The organism is Janthinobacterium foliorum (assembly GCF_978021625.1).
Genome location: NZ_CDXDQE010000005.1, coordinates 17,095 through 37,092 on the forward strand (window position 1 = coordinate 17,095; position 19,998 = coordinate 37,092).

At 63.4% G+C, this 19,998-nt stretch carries 22 protein-coding genes and 1 pseudogene; 2 read left to right on the forward strand and 21 right to left on the reverse strand.

Features of this window, described 5'->3' with window-relative positions:
* Positions 1–2: 2 nt before the first annotated feature.
* The 19 genes from ACZ92H_RS12385 to ACZ92H_RS12475 all read right to left on the reverse strand — a co-directional run bounded on the left by ACZ92H_RS12385 (position 3) and on the right by ACZ92H_RS12475 (position 14,310).
* Positions 3–3,065, reverse strand: coding sequence for a baseplate J/gp47 family protein (locus ACZ92H_RS12385; protein ID WP_465049567.1), 3,063 nt, complete (start codon positions 3,063–3,065; stop codon positions 3–5).
* Positions 3,062–3,259: a hypothetical protein gene (locus ACZ92H_RS12390; protein ID WP_465049568.1), complete on the reverse strand. Its 198-nt coding sequence runs from the start codon at positions 3,257–3,259 to the stop codon at positions 3,062–3,064. Before ACZ92H_RS12390 ends, ACZ92H_RS12385 begins: the two co-directional genes overlap by 4 nt.
* 14 nt (positions 3,260–3,273) lie before the next feature.
* On the reverse strand, positions 3,274–3,663 hold the full coding sequence (locus tag ACZ92H_RS12395; RefSeq protein ID WP_131368848.1) for a GPW/gp25 family protein: 390 nt from the start codon (positions 3,661–3,663) through the stop codon (positions 3,274–3,276).
* A 2-nt stretch (positions 3,664–3,665) separates the two neighbouring features.
* Positions 3,666–4,073, reverse strand: coding sequence for a PAAR domain-containing protein (locus ACZ92H_RS12400; RefSeq protein ID WP_465049570.1), 408 nt, complete (start codon positions 4,071–4,073; stop codon positions 3,666–3,668).
* A gap of 5 nt (positions 4,074–4,078) precedes the next feature.
* Positions 4,079–4,675 (reverse strand): phage baseplate assembly protein V, encoded by a 597-nt coding sequence (locus ACZ92H_RS12405; RefSeq protein WP_465049572.1) that lies wholly within the window; start codon positions 4,673–4,675, stop codon positions 4,079–4,081.
* Positions 4,672–5,718, reverse strand: coding sequence for a phage late control D family protein (locus ACZ92H_RS12410; protein WP_465049574.1), 1,047 nt, complete (start codon positions 5,716–5,718; stop codon positions 4,672–4,674). Before ACZ92H_RS12410 ends, ACZ92H_RS12405 begins: the two co-directional genes overlap by 4 nt.
* Positions 5,711–6,352 carry a CIS tube protein gene (locus ACZ92H_RS12415; RefSeq protein ID WP_465049575.1) on the reverse strand — a complete coding sequence of 214 codons (642 nt, stop codon included), beginning with the start codon at positions 6,350–6,352 and terminating at the stop codon, positions 5,711–5,713. The genes ACZ92H_RS12410 and ACZ92H_RS12415 overlap by 8 nt, the downstream gene beginning before the upstream one ends.
* The gene (locus tag ACZ92H_RS12420; RefSeq protein WP_465049576.1) at positions 6,352–7,497 is read right to left on the reverse strand and encodes a hypothetical protein; all 1,146 of its coding nucleotides are present in this window, start codon (positions 7,495–7,497) and stop codon (positions 6,352–6,354) included. The genes ACZ92H_RS12415 and ACZ92H_RS12420 overlap by 1 nt, the downstream gene beginning before the upstream one ends.
* Positions 7,497–8,009: a phage tail protein gene (locus ACZ92H_RS12425; RefSeq protein ID WP_070257377.1), complete on the reverse strand. Its 513-nt coding sequence runs from the start codon at positions 8,007–8,009 to the stop codon at positions 7,497–7,499. Before ACZ92H_RS12425 ends, ACZ92H_RS12420 begins: the two co-directional genes overlap by 1 nt.
* Position 8,010: 1 nt before the next feature.
* Entirely contained in the window at positions 8,011–8,166 is a 156-nt protein-coding gene (locus ACZ92H_RS12430; protein WP_465049822.1) for a DUF6760 family protein, read from the reverse strand.
* Positions 8,163–8,546, reverse strand: a complete 384-nt coding sequence (locus tag ACZ92H_RS12435) for a hypothetical protein (RefSeq protein WP_465049577.1) — start codon at positions 8,544–8,546, stop codon at positions 8,163–8,165. Before ACZ92H_RS12435 ends, ACZ92H_RS12430 begins: the two co-directional genes overlap by 4 nt.
* Before the next feature lie 21 nt (positions 8,547–8,567).
* Complete coding sequence (locus ACZ92H_RS12440) at positions 8,568–9,014, reverse strand: phage tail protein (RefSeq protein ID WP_034777734.1); 447 nt, start codon at positions 9,012–9,014, stop codon at positions 8,568–8,570.
* Between the two features lie 34 nt (positions 9,015–9,048).
* Complete coding sequence (locus tag ACZ92H_RS12445) at positions 9,049–10,707, reverse strand: phage tail sheath C-terminal domain-containing protein (protein WP_465049578.1); 1,659 nt, start codon at positions 10,705–10,707, stop codon at positions 9,049–9,051.
* A 19-nt stretch (positions 10,708–10,726) separates the two neighbouring features.
* The gene (locus tag ACZ92H_RS12450; RefSeq protein WP_131375533.1) at positions 10,727–11,305 is read right to left on the reverse strand and encodes a carboxypeptidase regulatory-like domain-containing protein; all 579 of its coding nucleotides are present in this window, start codon (positions 11,303–11,305) and stop codon (positions 10,727–10,729) included.
* Positions 11,302–11,931 carry a Pvc16 family protein gene (locus tag ACZ92H_RS12455; RefSeq protein ID WP_131375531.1) on the reverse strand — a complete coding sequence of 210 codons (630 nt, stop codon included), beginning with the start codon at positions 11,929–11,931 and terminating at the stop codon, positions 11,302–11,304. The genes ACZ92H_RS12450 and ACZ92H_RS12455 overlap by 4 nt, the downstream gene beginning before the upstream one ends.
* A gap of 2 nt (positions 11,932–11,933) precedes the next feature.
* Positions 11,934–12,782, reverse strand: coding sequence for a hypothetical protein (locus tag ACZ92H_RS12460; RefSeq protein WP_465049579.1), 849 nt, complete (start codon positions 12,780–12,782; stop codon positions 11,934–11,936).
* Complete coding sequence (locus ACZ92H_RS12465) at positions 12,782–13,414, reverse strand: hypothetical protein (RefSeq protein ID WP_465049580.1); 633 nt, start codon at positions 13,412–13,414, stop codon at positions 12,782–12,784. The genes ACZ92H_RS12460 and ACZ92H_RS12465 overlap by 1 nt, the downstream gene beginning before the upstream one ends.
* A 7-nt stretch (positions 13,415–13,421) precedes the next feature.
* Complete coding sequence (locus tag ACZ92H_RS12470; protein ID WP_465049581.1) at positions 13,422–13,808, reverse strand: hypothetical protein; 387 nt, start codon at positions 13,806–13,808, stop codon at positions 13,422–13,424.
* Between the two features lie 88 nt (positions 13,809–13,896).
* On the reverse strand, positions 13,897–14,310 hold the full coding sequence (locus ACZ92H_RS12475; protein ID WP_152259351.1) for a hypothetical protein: 414 nt from the start codon (positions 14,308–14,310) through the stop codon (positions 13,897–13,899).
* Between the two features lie 527 nt (positions 14,311–14,837).
* Here ACZ92H_RS12475 and ACZ92H_RS12480 point away from each other — a divergent pair.
* Positions 14,838–15,548, forward strand: coding sequence for a helix-turn-helix transcriptional regulator (locus ACZ92H_RS12480; protein WP_465052356.1), 711 nt, complete (start codon positions 14,838–14,840; stop codon positions 15,546–15,548).
* A gap of 644 nt (positions 15,549–16,192) precedes the next feature.
* Here the strand turns inward: ACZ92H_RS12480 and ACZ92H_RS12485 are convergent.
* Positions 16,193–17,122 carry a LysR family transcriptional regulator gene (locus ACZ92H_RS12485; RefSeq protein WP_465049583.1) on the reverse strand — a complete coding sequence of 310 codons (930 nt, stop codon included), beginning with the start codon at positions 17,120–17,122 and terminating at the stop codon, positions 16,193–16,195.
* 137 nt (positions 17,123–17,259) lie between these two features.
* Here ACZ92H_RS12485 and ACZ92H_RS12490 point away from each other — a divergent pair.
* Positions 17,260–18,483 (forward strand): annotated as a pseudogene (locus ACZ92H_RS12490) (FAD-dependent monooxygenase).
* A gap of 467 nt (positions 18,484–18,950) precedes the next feature.
* Here ACZ92H_RS12490 and ACZ92H_RS12495 read toward each other — a convergent pair.
* The gene (locus ACZ92H_RS12495) at positions 18,951–19,883 is read right to left on the reverse strand and encodes an AraC family transcriptional regulator (protein WP_465049584.1); all 933 of its coding nucleotides are present in this window, start codon (positions 19,881–19,883) and stop codon (positions 18,951–18,953) included.
* Positions 19,884–19,998: the final 115 nt, after the last annotated feature.

Genomic DNA, 19,998 nt, shown 5'->3' on the forward strand with positions numbered 1-19,998 from the left:
GGCTACACCGCCGAAATATACACGAGCATGCTGCCGGCGACGGGCAGCTCGGTGGGCGCCAGCGCGACGTTGCCATCCTGGCGCCCATTCACGTTCAGGCCCAGCACGGCGGTCACGCCGGGCAGGCTGCGCAACAGCACAGGGATGGCGGACGCCTGCACGGTCTGGCCGAAACGCCAGCCCTGGCCGGGCGGGCCGCCATACACCGGCTGGAAATAGGCGCGCAGCAGCGCCGCGATGCGCGCCTGTTCGGCCTGTATCTGGTCGGGCGCGATGCGCATGGCCAGTTGTGCCGTGACGGACACCGGGACATAGCGCGCCGCCTCGATGCCGATGCGCTCGGCCAGCGCCGCCAGGCAGTATTGCCTGACATAAATGCCCACCTGGTCCAGCAGCGCCGGGCTGGCGTACGGGAGCGGATCGGTGGACAGGGGCAGCACCGCGATGCGGATGAGATTGCCTTCCGCCTCCACGGCGCGCGCCTGAGCCACCTGGGCGCTGGCGGCGCCGGCCAGGGCCGTGAAATCCTGCAGTTGCACGGCCCAGCCCCCCGCACGCACCAGCGCGGGACTGGTGGCTGCCAGCTCGGCCCGCGTAGCGCAGCCGACCCCGCCGCCCGCCGGGGCGGGATTGTCCACCGCGGCGATGTTGGCGATGCCGGGACGCAGCACCGTCAGCGCGCCAGCGCCCACGTTGCCCGCCAGCCCTTGCGTGTGGTGGTAGCGGATGGCCACGATATTGTTGTGACCGGGCGGCGGGATCATGCCGTTGTAGCCATCGCCGAACGTCAGCAGCCCGTTTGCATAGTCGAGCATATACACGCGGTCGGTCGGACCGCTGAAGGCGAAGTTCTCCACCTGGGTCCAGCGCCGCGCCACCTCGCCGGCGCCCACGCGCACCTCCGCCAGCTCCGCGTCGGCAAACTCGGCGGCCCCTGGCTCCCGCCCCGCCATGAGCCCGGCAGGTTCGATCACGCACACCAGCACGTCGGCCAGCACCGGGGGAAAGTCGAGCGTGAACTGCTGGAACATCTGCTCGTTGCTCGATCCGAGCACTTCATCGACCAGCGTGGTCAGGTTCGACGCCATGACCGTGTTCGGATACATGCCATACAGACGGATGGTACGGTCGACATGGGCGTTGTTGATGCGGAACCAGAACGCCGTCTGCGAAAACAGGTAGGCCGCCTGCATTGCGGCCGGGACCACGAAGCCGACCAGGCCGGAGCGGCTCAAGCCATAGGTGGCATCGTCCACCGCCAGCGCCCGCCACTGCTGGCCGTCGTGGTATTCCCACTGCAGGGTGCGCCCGCGGGCGGCCTGTTCCTGCTGCAGATAGAAATACAGCACCAGCTTGTTGCCCACGCAGGCGGCAGCGAATCCCGCGTCGTCGAAGGCAAAATAGAAGCCGGTCAGCAGTGCGTCGACCGGCTTGAACGGGCTGAACAGGAAACGGCTCAGGGTGAAGGCGTTGTAGCTCCAGAAGCTCTGCGGCTTGGCCGCGAAACTGTACTCGATCCGCGCCGACAGCACGAATGGCGGGTAGTAGCTGGGCTGGGAAATCGTATAGCTGAAGTTGACGCCGGCCACGTCGTTGAGGTATTTGCTCACCCCCAGTTTTTGCGCCTGGTCGATGACATCCGCGGGAATGGCGTCGATGGTGGCGCTGACGCTGGTGCTGGCAATGCCGCCCTGCTGCCCGTAGCCGCCTTCGGCGATCACGCAGCGCAGCCACAGCCCCTCGGAGCCCGCCACGGTGCCCGGCCCGAATTGCGGGCAGGCGAACTGGATGCAGGTCGCGCCGTCCGGGTTGTCATACTGAAAATTATTGATCCTGTCGACGAACTGGTAGGTGGCGGCGTCCGTGGTGGTGGCGTTGAAGGCGCGCCATTGCAAACCGTCCCAGAATTGCCAGACCAGCCGCACCGCAAAGGTGTGCTGCAAGGTCGCGAGCGTGAAATGAATCGTCACCAGGGCGCCGGTCCTGGCGAACACGCTGTCCGAGCGCAGGTAGAACGCATCGTTCGTTTTCGGCGTTTCGCCGAACGGATAGGCGCCATTCGCGATATCGAGCAGCACGCCATTGCAGGCGGCCTGCTGCGGCACGATGGCCTTGCCCTTGAAGGTGCAGTTCACCCCCGTAATGACGGGCAATTGCGGGGCCAGCGAGGCAAGCACCTTGACCTGCGGCGCGGGCTTGACCAGCAGCCAGTATTGCGCTTCTCCATCCTGGCCGTTCAACGGTGCGGCATCGAAACCGGCGCCCGGCTCGCCCGCCCGGTACAACTGCCGCTGCAGCTGCGCCAGCGGCACCGCGGCCGCGCGCGGCGTCATGCCAAGCACAATGTCGAGCTGGCGCGACGATGATGAACTCGTCAATTGCGTCGTCAGCGGCGTCAGCGCGCCATCGAACCATTGTCCGAAATATTCCGGGTACAGCTGCTTGCCGGTCAGGCTGACGGTGATGCTTTGCAACGTATCGTCAGGCTTGAACAGGACCGGATCGCCCATCATGAACCAGTGCCCGAGCGGCTGTTCGGCCGGATCGGCCTGCTGGCTGGCCACGAAGATCGGCACCCCGGCCTGGTCCCCGAGCAGGCCGGGCAAGGCATCGATGAACTGATCCTGCGCCGGGATGACCGTCATCGCCGCCGACAGCGTGGCGGGCAGCACCAGCAGCGTCTCGTTGGTCTGGAAGCGGATCGTCTGGTCTTGCCCATCGAGCACCGCGCACTGTGCCGGCACCGTCGCCGCCGGCTGGCCGGCCTTGAGCAGGAAGCGCAACGGCGCCTGCGCCGCCAGCGGCGCGCGCAACTGCATGTTCATGAACTGGAAAAAACCCAGGCGGCGCTGCTCCGGCATGGCGTTTTCGATATCGGCCGTGTAGGCGGCCAGCTGCGAAAACAGCTTCAGCAGCACCAGTCCCGGATCCTGGTCGACGTCCGACGCGCTTGGCGGCAGCGTATTCCAGAAGTCGCTCCATTCGGGAACGTAGGCCTTGGCCAGCGCCAGCGTCTGCGCATAAAACTGCTCTGCATCGCGAAAGTCGAGCATCGGGGAAGTCATGGACGCGGCTCGCCTGCCACTTCCGCGCGCAGCTCTTCCAGCACCTGGATGGCACCGCTGATACGCAGCAAGGTTGCCTGGAGCTGGCGTCTGCGCTCATGGTACTCGTCCTGCAGCGCCTGCAGCTGCGCCTGTCCCGCACTTTCGTTGCTTTTCAATTCGGCAAGGCGGTCGTCGAGCAATTGCATGTCCATGCGTATGTCCTGGCTTATTTGAGAAAGAATGGATAGACCAGATTGGCCGGCTGGTTGTGCGAGCGGATCAGGTAATCGACCGACACCCGCAGGCAATTGGGCTGCTGCGCATCGATGAGGGCGGCCACGCCGGTGACCTGGATGCGCGGCTCCCAGCGGTCCAGCGCCTGCTTGACGTACAGCTGCGCCAGGCTGCTGGCGCTGGCATTGCCGGCCGAGAACACCAGCTCGTTGATGCGGCAGCCGAAGGCCGGCAGCATCACCCGTTCGCCGGGCGCCGTCTGCAAGATGATCAGGATGGCCTCGGCGATGTCGCCGGCGCCGGCCGCGAACAGCACGCGCCCGCCGCTGGCCTGCACGGGGAACGCCCAGCCCTGGCCCAGGAAATCGGCGCCGGCGGCCATCGCTAGCCCATCCTCACGGTGCTCATGCCCGCCACCTGCACGGCCGGCGGCGGCACCTGCGGACCTGCCGGCGGCAGGTCGTGGCAAGTCTCGCACAGGTCGCCCGCGCGCGCGGCGCCCTTGCCGTTGATGCGCACCGTCAGGCTGCCAAGCATCACCCGCCCAAGATTGGTGGGCGGCTCCTGGAACTGGCCGCTGGCGGCGATATGCGGCGGCACATTGCTGGCCATCGAGCCGACCGTCGCCGCAGGCCTGCCGTTGATGCGCACGTTCAGACTGGTCTTGCTGGCGATCTTGCCGGAAAATGGGAACGGCTGCGGGGTCGGCACGGGGCCGCCCGGGCTCGGCACCAGCACGATGTGGATGTCGGCGGCGTTGACGATGCTATCGCCCGCCTTGGCGGCGCCCATGCCCATCAGTTCAGATCGATCATGGCGGCCTGCAGCTTGAGCGCCTTTGCGCCATCCAGCTGCATGCCCTTGGACGACAGATCGGCCTGGACGCTGCCGTCCGTGGTCTGCAGCACGACATGGGCGGCACTGATGGTCAGCGTGCCCTTGGCGCTGATCGCCAGGTCGCCTTCGCTGCTGACGCTGACCTTGTTGTTGGCGGTATCGAGCTCGATCCGGTTGTTCTTTTCGTCGATGATGGTGATCTTGCCCTGGGCGCCATCATCGAGCACGATGGTCTTGCCCAGCTGCGTCCTGAGCATCCGCACCTCCTGCTGCCGGTCCTTCTCGACAGGCGGCTTTTGCACACCGTTCCACAGGAAGCCCAGCACATACGGCTGGTTCGGATCGCCGTCGGCGAAGGCCAGCAGGACCGAGTCGTCTTTCCTTGGCAGGAAAAAGGCGCCACAGCCGGGGCCGGCGAAAAAGCTCATCACCTGGAGCCAGTCCGACTCGATGGTGGCGCCACTCAGCGTCAGAAACACGCGGATGCGTCCCAGGCCCTTGGGGTCCACGGTATTGCTCACCTTGCCGAGCGCGACGCCCGATGCTTTGCCGTTCATATACCCGTCCTGCGCACGTTGATGTCGGTCTTGTAGCCGCTGCTGTCGTCATAGTCGTGGGTGCTCGACGTGACGTAATAGGTGCCGTCAAAGCGTTCGCTCAGCCCTGTGATCTTGATATTGACGCCAGCCACCAGGTCGCTGTCGCCCACCAGGCTGGCCTGGCCTTCGATAAAGCTTTGCAGCTGGCTCTGGAATTGCGCGTCGGCCACCGCCTGCAGTGCGGCCGGGTCGCTGATGCCGGGGCATTGCAGCGTTATTGCCGAACTGGGAAAATCTTCCGCCACCTCGTAGCCCGTTTCGCTGCCGCCCATCTTGTCCTGGCTGGTGCCGGACTGCGCCACGGCCGTGATGACGGCATCCGTTTCGACGTCGTAGCCGATGGCGGTCACCTTCTGGCCCATGGTCGGCACCTTCAGGTTCAGGTTTACCGCATTCAGGTCGCGCGGGTAACTGAGCGTCTTGATGGCGCCCTTGCCTTCGGCCGAGGGGCGGAACACGAGCGTCGTGTCGGCCATCAACAGTTCGTAGTCGAGCTGCTTGCAGCGTTCCATCAAGAAGGCGTAGTTGGAGACATTGTTCTGGATGACGTACTGGTTGACGGTGTCCGGCTGGCCTTCCAGTGTGACGGGCAGGCGTGCCGCGCGCGCCACGTCGCTGACGATCTCATTATCGTTGAGCAAGCTGTAGGTCTTGCTGCGGGTGCCGAACTTGAGCCGGTACATGCGGTCGAAACCGCGTATCGTGGCGGCCGAGGACGCCGTGCTGAAACTCGGCTCGATGGCCGTGATATCGCCGCTGATCAGTTGATGCAACTGGTTCAGGCCCAGGAAGATCGTGATCTGGTCGCCCGGCTTGAACACGTCGAGGTCGACGTCCTGCCAGGCGCCGTCCGCCTTCACCATGTCGAGCGTGAAGCTGAACATGGCCGGAACATTGATTTCATCGTGCACGCGCACATTGTGGATGGCGGCCACGATCGAGGACGGCAAGGGACTGCGGTTCTTCAGGATCTTGAACGCACCGGTCTGGACGCTAAGCATACACGGCTCCCGCGCTGCCGGCATGCACGTCGGGAATGACCAGATTGCGGCCGATATCTTTGCGCTGCGGAAAATTCAAGGCATCCTCGATGCCGTTCTGAGCAGCGATCAGGCGCCACTGGTTCGGATCGCCCAGCGTGGCTTGCGCGATCAGGTACAGGCGGTCGCCCTGCTTGACCTGCCATAGCTGGCGGCAATTGAAATAGCCGCGCGACTGCAAGTCCTCCTCTTCCGTCAGCACCGACTTGAACGTCACGTTCAGCTCGGCGCGCACGGGAATGCCGGAACTGAGGAACATCGTGAATTTCTGGTCGAGCTTGACGATGATGCCGGTAAACAGCGGGCCGGCCCACGTAAACACCAGCACCGGCGGTTCCTTGCGCACATTCGTGCCCACGCTGGGCACGGTGAGCGCGACGATCTTGCTGGTCTTGCTGCGCACGTCGATCTGCTGCTCGTAGGTATCAAAAAACAGCGACACGGTCAAATCGTCATTATTGACCCGTTGAAACTGGATGTTCGATCCTTCACCCTGCACCAGCACCGTCTTGTTCAGCGACAGTTCGGTCGGGTTGTACATCACGGGGATTTCCTCGCGCGTCGCATGCACGACGATCTTGGCCATTTCCAGCATCAGGCGCCTCCCCGGCGATAGCGTTCGGTGGCGCTGCGGCGCGCGATGGCGCCGGCCATGCGGTCGGTCAGCGAGGCCAGCACCGGCGCGGAAAACAGCGTCTCGGCCAGCACCTTGCGCAACTGCTCCTGCGACTGCCCGCCGTGCACGATTTCATGCACCACCCTGGTCTGGACCGCGCGTTCCACGCCGAGCATGCGCGTATCGACAATGTGCTCGACGCGGCTTTGCAGCTCGGCCAGGGCAGCTGGCGCCGCCTGGCGCATGTCGCGCCGCACCGGCTGGCGTCCCTGGTAGCGTCCGAGGACGATGCCGGCGCGCGCGGCCGGCGCTGGCCATGGCGCCGGCGCGGCCGGCGCCGGGGTGCGCCAGGCGCCGGCCTGCGCGCCTGGCGCGACCGCGTACGTTATGTACAGAGACGCTGCCGGATGCGATGCGGGACGCAAAAACGGCGCGGCGGGCGCGGCAACGCCGTTGCGGACCGGCCCCCGTCTGGCCGTGCCGCCGCGCAGCGCCGCCTGGCGTTGCGTGGGATGGGCCGTGCCGCCAGCGGCCGGCTGGGAAGCCGCCCTGTGCGCCGCCGGCTGCGCGGGCCGGATGGCCGCCAGGCCCAGCGACGGCGACGGCGCCGCGGCGACCGCGCGCAGGCTGGCGCAACGCGCGACGGCACGCGCCAACGCCGCGGCGCCGTGCCGCCCCGCCGGCGGCTGCGCGGCGAAACGGTGCACGGCCGTCGCCGGGGCCGGCTGCTGTGCGCCGCGCGCCAGCCAGGCGATGCTCGCGGCCCCGGCACGCCGCGCCTGCGACACGCCGCGCTCGAGGCGCGGCAGCACCAGGCGCACGAAGGTTTCCTGCCGCGCATGCGCCTGCATCAGCTGGGTCCGCAAGCCCCGCAGGCGCCCTTCGATGCGTTCGACCATGCCTGCCTTGCGCACCATGCCCTGCACGCGCACCACCAGCCCCATGGCCGAGCGGAATTGCTGCCAATAGTGCGACACCGAGGTCGTGTGCCGGCCGGCCGCGCCGCCATGCGCCAGGCGCAGCTGCAGCGGCGCACCGGAATGGGAGAAACGCCACAGCGGCGCGCCGCGCGCCGCATGGAAGCGCTGTGCCAGGCCGGCGCAGCCAAGGCGCATGGCGCGCATCAGAGTATCCCCGCCGCTGCCGAATACACGCTGCTCGCAAGGCTCTTGCGGATGCCTTCGTGCGCCAGCGTAAACGACTGGCATGCCACCAGGCTGCCGCCCGCATCCAGGCTTGGCCCCTGCCACTGCACCGGCCAGGCATTGTAGAAATCCCACCAGACGCTGGGCAAGCCGCGGTCGTCCAGCAGATAGATGGAGCCGTTCCGGCGCCGGATGGCGCCGCTCAGCGTCGACTGGTACCACAGCCACATCGGGTCGAGCGCCGTGATGCCGGCCTTGAGCACCAGGTCGGAACAGGTCACCTGGCCGGGCAGCTTGTACTCGATGTCGTTGACGCCGCCCTGGCGCACGGTGCGCACCTCCGTCTTCGATTCGAGCCCATCGACGGACATGAAGCCGCCCACCAGGATGCCTTCGACTTCGACGAAGAAATTGTAGGCCTTGAAGGGGTCGATGCGCAGGCCCAGCTGGCGCTGCGCGGCCCCCATGACTGCATTCACACCCACCACCATCTCATGCTCCCAGGTTGTGCGCCGACTTGTGCCGCTCCTCGGCATTCATCGTCTGGTTGATCTTGCTGATTTCGCCGCACCAGCGGCGCCGCTCCGCGTGCTCCATTGCCATCAGATCCTCATGGGACCAGTGAAAGTGATAGGCGAGGAAGGCTATCTCTGCGTAAAGCTGGTCGGAAACTGGAGCAAGCCCGGCTTTCCCAGGGGACCCTGCGCCTCCCCCGGCAAGCCGGCGTCGTCGCTGTCGACCTGATTGATCTTGTTGTACAGCTGTTGCAGGTGAAAGAAATCGGCCGCGAACAGCTCCTCGACCACCTTGGTGCTGACCATTTCAAGGCTGCCCAGGCGCACGATCACGCGCGACAGCACGATGATGATCAGGTAGGCGGGGTTGCTCTGCACCCGGTGGTCCTTGAGCGGCAGGATTTCGTCGCCGGCGGTGGCCAGGCGCATCACGCCGTTGCGGTGCAGGTTGCCATCGCCGTCGCGGTAACCCAGGGGTAGAATAAATTCGATTTCGGTACAGATCACGCTCATTGCCGCTTCCCCTTGTGCGCGTTACGACACGCGCGTCATGTATTGCATCGTCAGTTCAAACGTCTCGATCATCACGTCGCTGCTGGCCGCGTTGAGGCCCGAGCTCTCGTATTTGCTGGCCCAGGCGCTGATCACGTTCCAGCGCGCCTTGTCGGCGCCGCCGGCATCCATCAGGATCAGCGAAACGTTCTTTTGCGCCCCCTTGGCGCCCGAACCCTGGGTCGACACCAGCTGGTACCAGTTGTACAGGTCCATCGAATCGGTCAGGCCCTTCTTCAGGCTCAGCTTGCCGTAGCTGGTAAGCCCCGACAGCGAGCGCTTGTAGACCGGATCGGTGCCTTCGCGGTATTCGACCGCCTCGATCGTACTGTCGGGTACGCTTGCCTCGGAAAACGCGGCGATCTGGATGCCGGCAATTTCGACCCGGAAGCGGAATCCCCGGTAGGGATCGGTTAATTGTGTAGCCATGCGCGTTCTCCGCAATCAATCGGTGTGGATGGGCTCAGCTGCCGGAATCGGGCGCGCTGGTTTTTTGGGTCAGGCGCAGGATGACGAACTCGGCCGGATAGACGGCCGCCAGGCCGATGTCGATATACAACTGCCCCAGCATGCGCGTCTCGATCGGATTGTTCGATGCGTCGCAGGTGACGAAAAACGCTTCGGCGGCCGTTGCGCCGAACAGCCCGCCCTGCTGCCACAGGGTGGTCAGAAAAGCGCTGACGTCGCGCATGATCGAGGACCAGAGCTGCTGGTCGTTGGGTTCGAACACCACCCACATCAGGCTTTGGCGCAGGCTTTGCTCGACATAGATGAACAGGCGCCGCACGCTCACATAAGTCCACTCCGTGTTCAGCGCGAGCGTGCGCGCGCCCCAGATCACGTTGCCGTAGTTGATGAAATTGCGCACCGCATTGATGCCTTCGGGGTTCAGCAAGTCCTGGTCGGCATCGGTCAGGGACTGGTCGAGCAGCACGGCACTCATCAGGGCACCGTCATTCACCCCCGCGGGCGACTTGAACACCCCCACATTGATGTCGGTATACGCATAGCGGCCAAGCACCGGACCGGATGGCGGGATCGGCACGTTGGCGCCGGCAATCGGGTTATAGATGTAGACCCATGGGTAATACAGCGCGCCGAAGTCGGAGTTGAGCGCGTTCGGATTGCCTTTCGGCGCCTGCCCCTGGCCGGACTTGAATGACAGCATGTCCTGCACGCTCAGGCCGAACGGCGGGTCGATCACATAGAACAGGCTGCGCTTGTCGATGCAGAACATCAGGCCGGCATTGATCAGGGTGCCCTGCAGCGCCAGCGACTGCTTGCCACTGGTATCGGTGGCGGTAACGGTGTCGGGCACGGACAGCAGGCTGAGGCCCTGCACCTTGTCGAGCAGCTTGGTGGCATCGGTCAGGTCGTAGTTCGGGTTGCCGCCGTTGCTCAGCGCCGTCGGCCCGCCATTCGGTGGGCGCACCGGCGTCGCGGGCGAGGCGGTGCTGCTGATGGGCACGCGTATGAACATCGAATTGTTGTTGATCTGGGAGGCCAGCGCGCTCGGCTTGTTGGCCTCGTTGATCGTGCTGTTGGCCGTAAAGCCGTTGAACTGCTCCAGCACGTAATAGGAAGCCGTGCCGATTGTTTGCGGGCTGAGGCTGTTTTGCAGGACGTATTGCTGCAGCAGCAAGTTCGGCATGGTCGCCACCAGCGGCGCGGCGGGCGTGCCGATCAGCGTCGCCGCCACCAGCACGGTGACATTGAAGACCGGCGTGGTGGGCGCCGGCGTGATGCTCGGGTCGGTCGCGCTGGCGTTGCTGATCATGATGCTGATGGCGTTGCCCCAGGGACCGGGCGTGACGGCCGTGACGGCCAGCGGCGACTTGGCGCTGGCGCACTTGGCGCTCGCCTTGTCGCTGGCGCGCACCACGTAGCAGGCGGCCCCCCCTTCGTTGAAAAACTCGTAGACCGACCACGACACCATTGCATACCAGGCCAGCTGGCCGAACGTGCGCTGGTAGGCGGCCCAGCTGGTGAGCAGGACGGGCTGCATGTACGGCCCCGTTTCCGTCACGCCGACGAAGGCCGGGGTCGATGTCGAAGCCCCCTGGATGCTGCGGGCGCTGGGTACTTCCTGAATATAAATACCGGGATGGTTATAAGTGGCCAAAATAAGTCTCTCGTGTGGATTACGGCATCTCGATGTCAAGGAACAGCATGGAACCTGGTTGCACGCTGACCTGCCTGCTGACCTTTGCGTGGCCGGCCTTGCTAAAGCCCAGCTCGACCGTGGTCGGCTCGTCCAGTTTACCGCGCAGCGCCAGCGCGTAGCGGCCCGCATAGCGACCATAGCCGGACGAGGCGCCCGCCACCGCCAGCGCCTTGGCGCGCGCGCCCTGGTAATCGGCGCTGATGGCGACCCGCGCCAGCGGTTGCGCGGCGGCGTCGACGATCTTGCCGCGGATCAGCGTGGTCCCCTCGGGATACGGGTACAGGGGACTGGGCGCCAGCACGCAGGCAACGATGGCGTCGGCCAGCGGCTCCTTGAGCGGCACCTCGAACGTCAGTTGCTGGTCGAAATAGCGGTGGTCGGCACTGAGCACGTCGAGCCGGTAGCTGCCGTCGTCGAGGCCGGCAAAGGCGTAAAAGGCCTGGGCCTTGTCCTGGGGCGCAATGGGCTTGTCGTTCAGCAGGAAATGCGCGCGCGCGCCCACCGCCGGCGCCATGCTGAAACCGTCGATCAGCTGGATGACAGCGCTCAGCTTCATGCCGCTCCCGCCCCGGCGATGGCGCGCCGCGTCGCCTCCAGTGCGCTTTCGGCAACCAGCTCGGCGCTCGGCTGCAGGACCGAGGCGATGCGCACGGGCGACAGCGTGTACAGCTTGGTAAGCTTGTAGGGCTTGTTCGGAAAACCGCTCCAGATATTGTGCAGGGTCAGGATCGGGCTGGCGTCGGGCACAATGGCGATCGAATCGTTGCCGCTGGCCTTGAGCTGGGGATGAAGCCAGGCGCCCGCGAGCGCCGGTACGTCGTGGAACAGGCGCACCAGCTTGTCCACCAGTACCAGTTCAAGTTCGGCCGAGCGCGCATACGGCACCATCATGTAGAGCAGGTCCGAAACCAGCGGCGGCGGCGTCACGGCCAGCGAGTTCGGCCCACCCGTGCCCTGGGTGCGGGTGAGCGTGGGCGGCAGGTTGCGCAGGTAGGGATTGATCTCGATATTGTAGAGGTAGAGCGACAGCATGGTTGCGCCCTGGCTGTCGATCTCGGCGGGCGAGTCGAAGACGACCGCCGATTCGTTCGCCAGTTCCGGGATGTGCGCGCGGATCAGCGAGCGCAGCGACTCGCTCACGCAGCGCAGCACCTGCCCGGAATCGATGGTCGACGGTCCCATGGCTAGAGCGTAAACACGGTGAAGGTCTGGCTGACCAGTTGCGGCTGGCGGTTGCCGATGTGGGCGTACAGGCTCACGTTGGGGTCGCAGGTGGCCTTGAGGTAGATATACGGCAGATCGTGCGGCTGCCAGCTCAGGTAGGCCTGCATGAAAAAGTCCAGCGTGGCGCCGGCATCGGCGCTCCGGCTCGTCTCGAACTCCAGCACGCGGCTGCCGTACGACAGGAACTTGAGCGGCAGGCTGGGCTGCGCGCCGGCCAGGCGGATGCCGCCCGACTCGTCGCCTGCCGGCCCCAGGCACCAGATGGCCAGTCCCAGGCCCTTCTTGCTCGACAGTTCGAGGGCGATGCGGTCGCCAGGATAGGCATTCTGCACCGACACGATCACGCTGCGCGAATTGGCGTCGGGCTCACGCAGGGCCGCGCTGATGCGGCCGTTGCGCCACTCCATCGCGCGCTGCGAACCGAAAAACGCCATCACGCTCGCTTCGTTATTCAGCGTGCAATAGCCTTGCAGATAATCGACGCCGGGGGCCACGCGCAGGAACAGGGTCATGGTGAAGCCGTTGAGCGCGGCGCCGCTGCTGGCAGTGCGGATGGCCAGCAAGCCGCCGCAAAACTCCACCGAGCGGATGCACGACTGGCGCTGGCCGCCGCTCTGCTCGGCCACCACCGTGAAGCCCATGCTGTCGCCCGAGCGCGCGCCCAGCGACCATTCGGTGCCGGCCGTGGTGAACGTGAAATTGATGTTCGAATCGGCTGCGACATTCTTGAATATCAACACGACCGGCACGGGATCGCCTGGCATGCGCTGGCCGTCCGCAGCATCGGGCTGGAGTATTGGAGTATTCATCAGGCAAGATCGATCGCAAATGAACTCAGGCCGATGACCGTGCTGCGGTCGCCACGCGACTGCAGGCAGACGCTGGCGCCGGGCGGCAGGTCGACCCGGCCCTGCAACTGCGGCTGAGTGGTCTGCACGTACAGTTCGATGCTGACCTCGTCGCAATCCTGGTAGGTTTCAAGGATGATTTCGCGTGCGTTGATGAGCAAGCTGCTCAGATACATGGCTGGCGCGCTGCTGGACATGCACAGTCCGACCATGCGGCTGTCCGCGCCGCCTTCGCTCCAGATCGCCTTCTGGTCGGCGCGGATGGTCAGAAAGGCCTTGCTGTTGGCGCGCAACTGGAAAAACCGGATGCTCAACTGGCGGAACGTCGTCACCTCGTGGTAGCACTGCTCGTTGAGCGCGTGCAAAGGATTGCTCAGCAGGTGCGATTGCAGGTGCTTCAGTTCATGCGGGTTCAAGGCCAGGGCATCGATCTGGATACGCGCCATGATCAGTTTTGCCTCGGCCTGCGCCAGGGCCTGGCCGGCCGGCTTGCTGACGGACACGGAGCGCTTGCGCGGCGCGGCGGCCGGCGCATGCTCCGCCGGCGCCGTCGCCTCAGCCTGGTCGGTACCGCCCGTTGTCCGCTTGCTCATCGCGTGCTTATTCCGGGAAGGTGATGGTGTTCTTGCCCACTTTCAGGGGGACCTGGCCGCTGCCGCCGAGAAATTTATAATAGCCCAGCACGGTCACATCGACATAGGTGAAGTTGACGATCATGCTCGCGCCGGCCGGGACCACGCCGACCACCACTTCCAGCGCTTGCTGGTCGCCCGATGGATTGGCGCCTGCCTGCAGGTTGATGCCATTTTCCTTCACGTTCAGGTAGGCCAGCGGAGGCGTGGCCGATGCGCCGCCCCAGGGCTGGATCTGCGCCGGGGTTCCGGTCAGCGAAATCTTGTTGGCATCGGTGATCGACAGGACGGCGTTCAGCGGGACCGTGTTGTCGGACCTGACTTCAAAGATGAATGCGATCGAATATTCTTGCACGGTAATTCCTCGAAGAGCCAAAAAAGGATGAATGCCCTGCCGTGGGCGGGCATTCACACGGGTGCCGATGCGCCAGCTTCAGCAAGGCTTAATTCGGCCACTCCAGGATGACAAAGTTCTGGCTCAGCGTGATCGGCTTCTTGCCATCGAAATTGAAGGTCAGCACGGGGCCGCTATCGCTGGTCGACTTGATCTTCAGCAGCGACAAGCTGCCATTGGCCGTCAGGCAAGGCGAAATGTTGAAGGTTACCGAATCCGAACCGCCGGTGCTGATCTGCAGGTCGATCAACACGCCATTGACGCTCAAGCTGCTCAACGGCAGGGCCACGCCGCCCGTCGCGGTGAGGGTGATACCCGAATTGCTGTCTTCCGATGGATCGCCGGTGCTCCAGCACAAGGTGTCCGACTTCGTTTCGATGTCCAGTGTGACCGAGATGCGCTGGCCAGGCTGGGCGTTTTGCACACTGATTTCCGCCGTGGCGTACTTGTACTCAGATGTCATGATGCATTCCTCTAGGAGTGAAAAATCGTTGAACTACACGCGTCCATTTTTTCAAGTCGACTGACAATGCATTGGTCAGCAACGACATTAGGCCACGCTGGCGCGGCGCCAGTCACCTAACAAATGTGCCAGTTTGCGCTGGCATGGCTTTGGTGTATCCGCGACGCGCGGCAGCCAGATACTCACGCATTCCCACCGAAAAATGGGAGAAAAAAGAGGTTTCCCCCGCATTTGTTGCATCAGCAGAAACCTTCGCCGGCCCCTGCTTGTGACAATGTAACGATTGCTAGAAAACTATTATTTTTACTAGGTGTCGCTCATGCTCAAATCCTGCAACATACAAATCTGCCCTTCGTTTAACCTTCGTATTGTGATGCTGCGCCCGCTCCTACCACCGCGCCTGATGACAGGCGGCTATTGCGACGACACCGTGATTGCCGGGACGCGTCTTGCATGCTGGCGCGACGAACCACCATCATCAACCCGAGGAGTGTGCCATGGTGCTGCTGGATGATCTGTTTAGCCTGGTGAGATGCCAAACCGAAGCGGACTGGAGCCGCCTCCTGTTCAGCATCGGCGCGCAGTGCGGCTACGAGCATGTGTATTACGGCGTCGCGCCGGACAAGACGGTGGCTTTTCACTGGCCGGCGCCGGAGGCGTCCTTTGTCGTGAGCAACTATCCACCATCCTGGCGCGCACTGTATGTCTCGGAACGCCTGCATGAAAGCGATCCCAGCATCGCCCATTGCCTGGCCAACACCATGCCCCTGCTATGGCGGCCGGAAAGCTTCCCCGGTCCGGCGCAGCGCGCCTTCTATGAACAGGCGTGCCTGCACGGCATGCGCTCCGGTTTTTGCTTCCCGGTGCACGGCGCCAGCGGCGAAACGGGCATGTTGAGTTTTATCCGCAACGCGCCGCCAATGGATGCCGAACGCGACAGCTTCGCCACGATTGCGCAGCTGGCCCTGATCCGCGACTATGTGATCGAATCGTCCGCCCGCTTCATCAAGCACGACGCGCCGCCCGCGCCTGGCGCCAATCCGCTGACCACGCGCGAAATGGAATGCCTGCAGTGGATCATGGCGGGCAAGTCCTCGTGGGAAATTTCGCGCATCCTGCTGCGTTCCGAAGGCACCATCAATTTCCATGTCTCCAATGCGAAGAAGAAATTCAATGTACAGACACGCCAGCAAGCCGTCCTCAAGGCCATCAAGGCGGGCTTCCTGATCCCCTCCTGAGCCGGGCCGGCAAGAAAAACCGGCATGCCCGGTATGGCGCCCGCGACGCACCCCTCGCACCATCGCACACGCCTTCTCCGCACGACACAGTGCCAACTTAGAGCCTATCGCTGTAGATGAATACCTCCCTCGCAGGAGCGCCTCGGAAGCGGGGATGGCGCTGATCGTCGTCGCGTGGCGCGCCACGCGTCCTCCTCACGCCTTGTCCGCGCTCCTGATGTGCTGCCGGCAGAAGCCCTTCCCTACCGGGCCAGGCACTTATTCCAGGATGGGGCAGAACTGAATCGCCAGCAGTAGCTCAGGCTCTCTGATGCATGGCTCTTGAAAGCTGAAAAACCGATGGATCGTGTGAGGAGTCCGGCTCTGCTGCCAAGCGCCTGATGTGCGGTCTCGTCGTTGCCTGATCCAATGATGGAATCGGGTTTGCTCTGCCTATCCCCTGCCCTGCAGAGATTTCTGTGTGAATTCTCCATGGCTAAACGCTTTACGACGTTAATCGCGGGTTTCGTGTGTCGCGGCGCAATCGGATCGAGTTATCTTCCGCATCATTCTCATTCTGCAATGATGCATTTAAATTAAAGGGTTGCGTTGAACGATAGCATCCGCCGTTGTGGAGCAGACATTCGGCTATTCGGGGGCGTTCCTCAATTCGATTTTCCTCTTGAGCCGCTCCCGACTCCTTCCAACCGCAGCTGTATCAATTCCAGTAACGCCCGTACCCGCGCAGTCACGGAATGACGATGGCTGTACACGCCAAGCAATTGCAGCGGCGCAGGGCACAGGTCCAGCGGCACTTCCTGCAATCGGCCTGCGGCAAGATCTTCCTGGCATGGATAGGCCGCCACGATCGCAAAGCCGATGCCTTGCCGCGCGCCCGCCAATGCCAGTTCTCCGCTGTTAACACGATAGCGGCTCCGCACGGATACCTTCACGATGTCGCCTGTGGCGTCGAGAAACTGCCAGGGCTGGCCCTTTAACGCACTCAAGGTGGTAATGCAAGGCAATGACCTAAGTTCGCGCACGTGGCGCGGTATCCCAGTCTTGGCCAGCAGGGCGGGCGCCGCAACCACGATGCTGGGCAGCGTAGCGAGTTCGCGGGTGATGAAGGTACTGTCGTCCTGGCGCCCACGATGGAAGACGATGGACAGGTCCATGTCTTCCCGGAGAGCTTCGAGACCGGTCAGGCGGGTGTCGCATTCCAGTTCGACGCCGGGATGGAGGCTGCAGAATTCGGCCAGGATGGGAGCTAGCAGCCTTGGCGCCTCGCCTGGCATGCACATCCTGAGGGTGCCGCGCAGTTCACGCTGCACTGCGCCCAGCTCTTCCTCGGTGGAGAGTAAGGCGTCGAGCAAGGGTTTTGCGCGTTCGTAGAGTAGCCTGCCAGCTTCCGTCATGCGCAGATGGCGGGTGCTGCGTTCCAGCAGGCGGACGCCCAGCATGCGTTCCAGCGAGGCGACGTGGCGGCTGACGTTGGAAGATGGCAGGCTCAGCAGGCGTGCCGCGCCGGCAAAGCTTTGTTCATCGACGACCGCCACGTAGACACGGACGGTATTCAGGTCGAGGGCATTGCGCATGATTATCCCGATTAAGGTATGAAAGCTACCCATTTTTACATACTAGTGCTCCACAGTGGCGGAATTTAAGATGCCGTCTCGTCCGATGAATCGCCGCCGGCGGCGCGTCGGGACGGATTGAATAGGAGAGCTTCGGCATGGAAATCGGAATACTTGGCGGCGGCATTGCAGGGTTGAGCGTGGCGCTTGCCTTGAGCAAGCGGGGGTACAGTCCCCGCGTATATGAGCGCCGGGCGGGGCCTGCGACGATGGGGGCTGGCGTTACGCTCTGGCCCAACGCCGGCTTTGTGCTAGAGGAACTGGGGCTGCTGCAAGACATCGCTGCAGCGGGAGGCCGGCCAGTGTCCATGCACCGCCAGGATGCCGCGGGCAATTCTTTGGGGGGCATCGATATTGCGCTGCTAGACCAGATTATGGGACATCCGACGCATACGATTTTGCGCCGGGACTTGCAGGCGGTACTGCTGGACCATGCGGCACAGGCCGGGATCCCGGTAGCATTCGGGCATCGGGCGGTGGCGATCGACCTCGATGCTGGCGGCAAAGCCGTGGCGCGCTTCGAAAACGGGGCAAGCATTCGTCCGGATCTGCTGATCGGCGCCGATGGCCGCATGGACTCGGTGGCACGCCAGTTCGTCGCGGGGGACAACACGCCAGTCTATCAGGGCTTCGTGAACTGGGTGGGTGTGGCGCAGGCGGAAAGTGCACTGGTGGACGATATCGCGATTCAGGATTACTAGGGTGCGGGTGATCGCTTCGGTTGCGTGGCGGTCCGACCGGATTTGGTCTACTGGGCGGCGGCGCAGGCACGGCCATTGCCGGGAGCGGCGCCCGCAGCGGATATGCGGAAGGAGATCGAGGATCTGTTCGCGCGATGGCCGGAGCCTGTCACCCGCGTCATCCAGGCGACACCGGCGCATGCCATCCGACTGATTGCCGTGCACGACCTGGAGCCGCTGCACACATGGAGCCGCGCCAATGTACTGCTCGTGGGAGATGCGGCGCACGCGCCGTTGCCGACCTCCGGCCAGGGCGCCTGTCAGGCGCTGGAAGACGCCTGGCATCTGGCGCGGTGTCTGGTTGGGACGGACGGCTGCCTCGATGCAGCCTTGCTGCGCTTCGCGCAGATCCGCGGGCCGAAGACCGCGAAGCTGGCCGAGCAGGGTCGCGTTTTCGCGCGCGGCCTGTTTGCCACTGATCCTGAAACCTGCCGCATTCGCAATGAACGCGCCAAGGCGTCCGATCCCTTGCGTGACGTGCATGCCTTGGCAGCCGGATGGGCGCAGGGTTTGCCGATGGCCGGCTGCACGGACGGCACGCCGGTGAACAGCGTTGGCTCCGGCAGTCTGTACCGCCTCTGAAAGACTGTGCCAATGTAGACACCGCATGGCGTCTCCGGCCGCGAGACGCCTCACTACGGAGCGAACGGGGCATTTTAGGACTGAATCGCCATCAGTAGCTTAGGCTCTCCTGATCCATGGTTCTTGCAAAATGAAAAACCTTTGGATCGTATTGGGGGGCCAGGTGTCCTGCCAGACTCCTGGTACGCGATCTCATCCCTTATCCAACGACGAGATCCGGTCCGGGTCTATCTCCCCTGCCCTGCAGAGAATTCTGCCGCGCTCGAGCACGAACTGCTTCAGCTTCGGTGGAGTCCATCATGACCTCTTCCCTGGCTAAACCTCTTGCAACGTTAATCTTGGCTTCCGCGGGGCGCGGCGCAATTGATTCGGGTTCTCTTTCGCATCATTTCTACTCTGCAGCGATGCATTTAAGTTAAAGTGTTGCGTTGATCGATGGTTTCCGCAGCAAGTAGATATCCTTCGCATTACTGATATTTATTTTCAAAAGGCCTTATGAGTTTCCAGTTTACTATTCCCCCCCGCAGCTCTCGGGTGGCTTTCACAAGGTCTCTAGAAGGTGGCAGGCCGAACAAGCGGGCATATTCCCGGCTGAACTGATTAGGGCTCTCGTAGCCGACACTGAACGCAATCGAAGTCGCGCTGCCCTGGCCGGAGATGAGTTGTGAGCGCGCATGTAACAAACGTAGACGTTTTTGATATTGTAAGGGGCTCAATGCCGTCACCGCTTTAAAATGGCGATGGAATGCCGAAACGCTGAACGCCGCCATCTCAGCGAGTGCCTCCACCTTTATCTGTTCGGTAAAGTTACGACGTATCCAGTTGATTGCCACACTAATACGTGAAAGTGCCGTGTCAGGCGATGCAATGTCTCGTAGCATCCAACCGAGAGGCCCCTGAAGCACACGAAACAGTATCTCACGCTCATAAGCAGGAGCGAGCACTGCTATCTCGTCCGGCCGTTCCATTAGTCGCAGCATACGGATCCACGCGTCGAGCAGCTCACCATTGACCGGCGCAACCGAGAATCCTGAACCAAACAGCGTACTACATACCCGAACCGGCAAGTCACGGATAAGCGCAGCGACGATGGCGGGATCAAGCGTCAAGCTCACAGCCAGATACGCTTCGCCTGTCGCGGCAGGATGTACAGCCCCAACGGCAGGGAGATCCACTGACATCACAAAGTAGGTGGCCGGATCATAATGCAAAGTGCGGTCGCCAATCGTCATCGTTTTCGATCCCGTCAGTATCAAGTTGACCATTGGATCGTAGACGGCAGCAAGCAGATGCTCCGGGATCTCGCCCTGCACCATGGCGACACGTGGGATGCCGGTTTCGGTGCGGCGATTCTCGGCCCCTGCGGCCAGTGCTCTCAATTCTTGCATTTGCTGTTCCATGTTGAAACCCTAACAGGGGCCACCCCCGGATGCAATGGGAAAGCAGAAATAGGCAAGTTTTGAGGAGGATCGGGTGAGTCCGTTGCTGGCGGCAGTCTTACCATGGATCTCACTA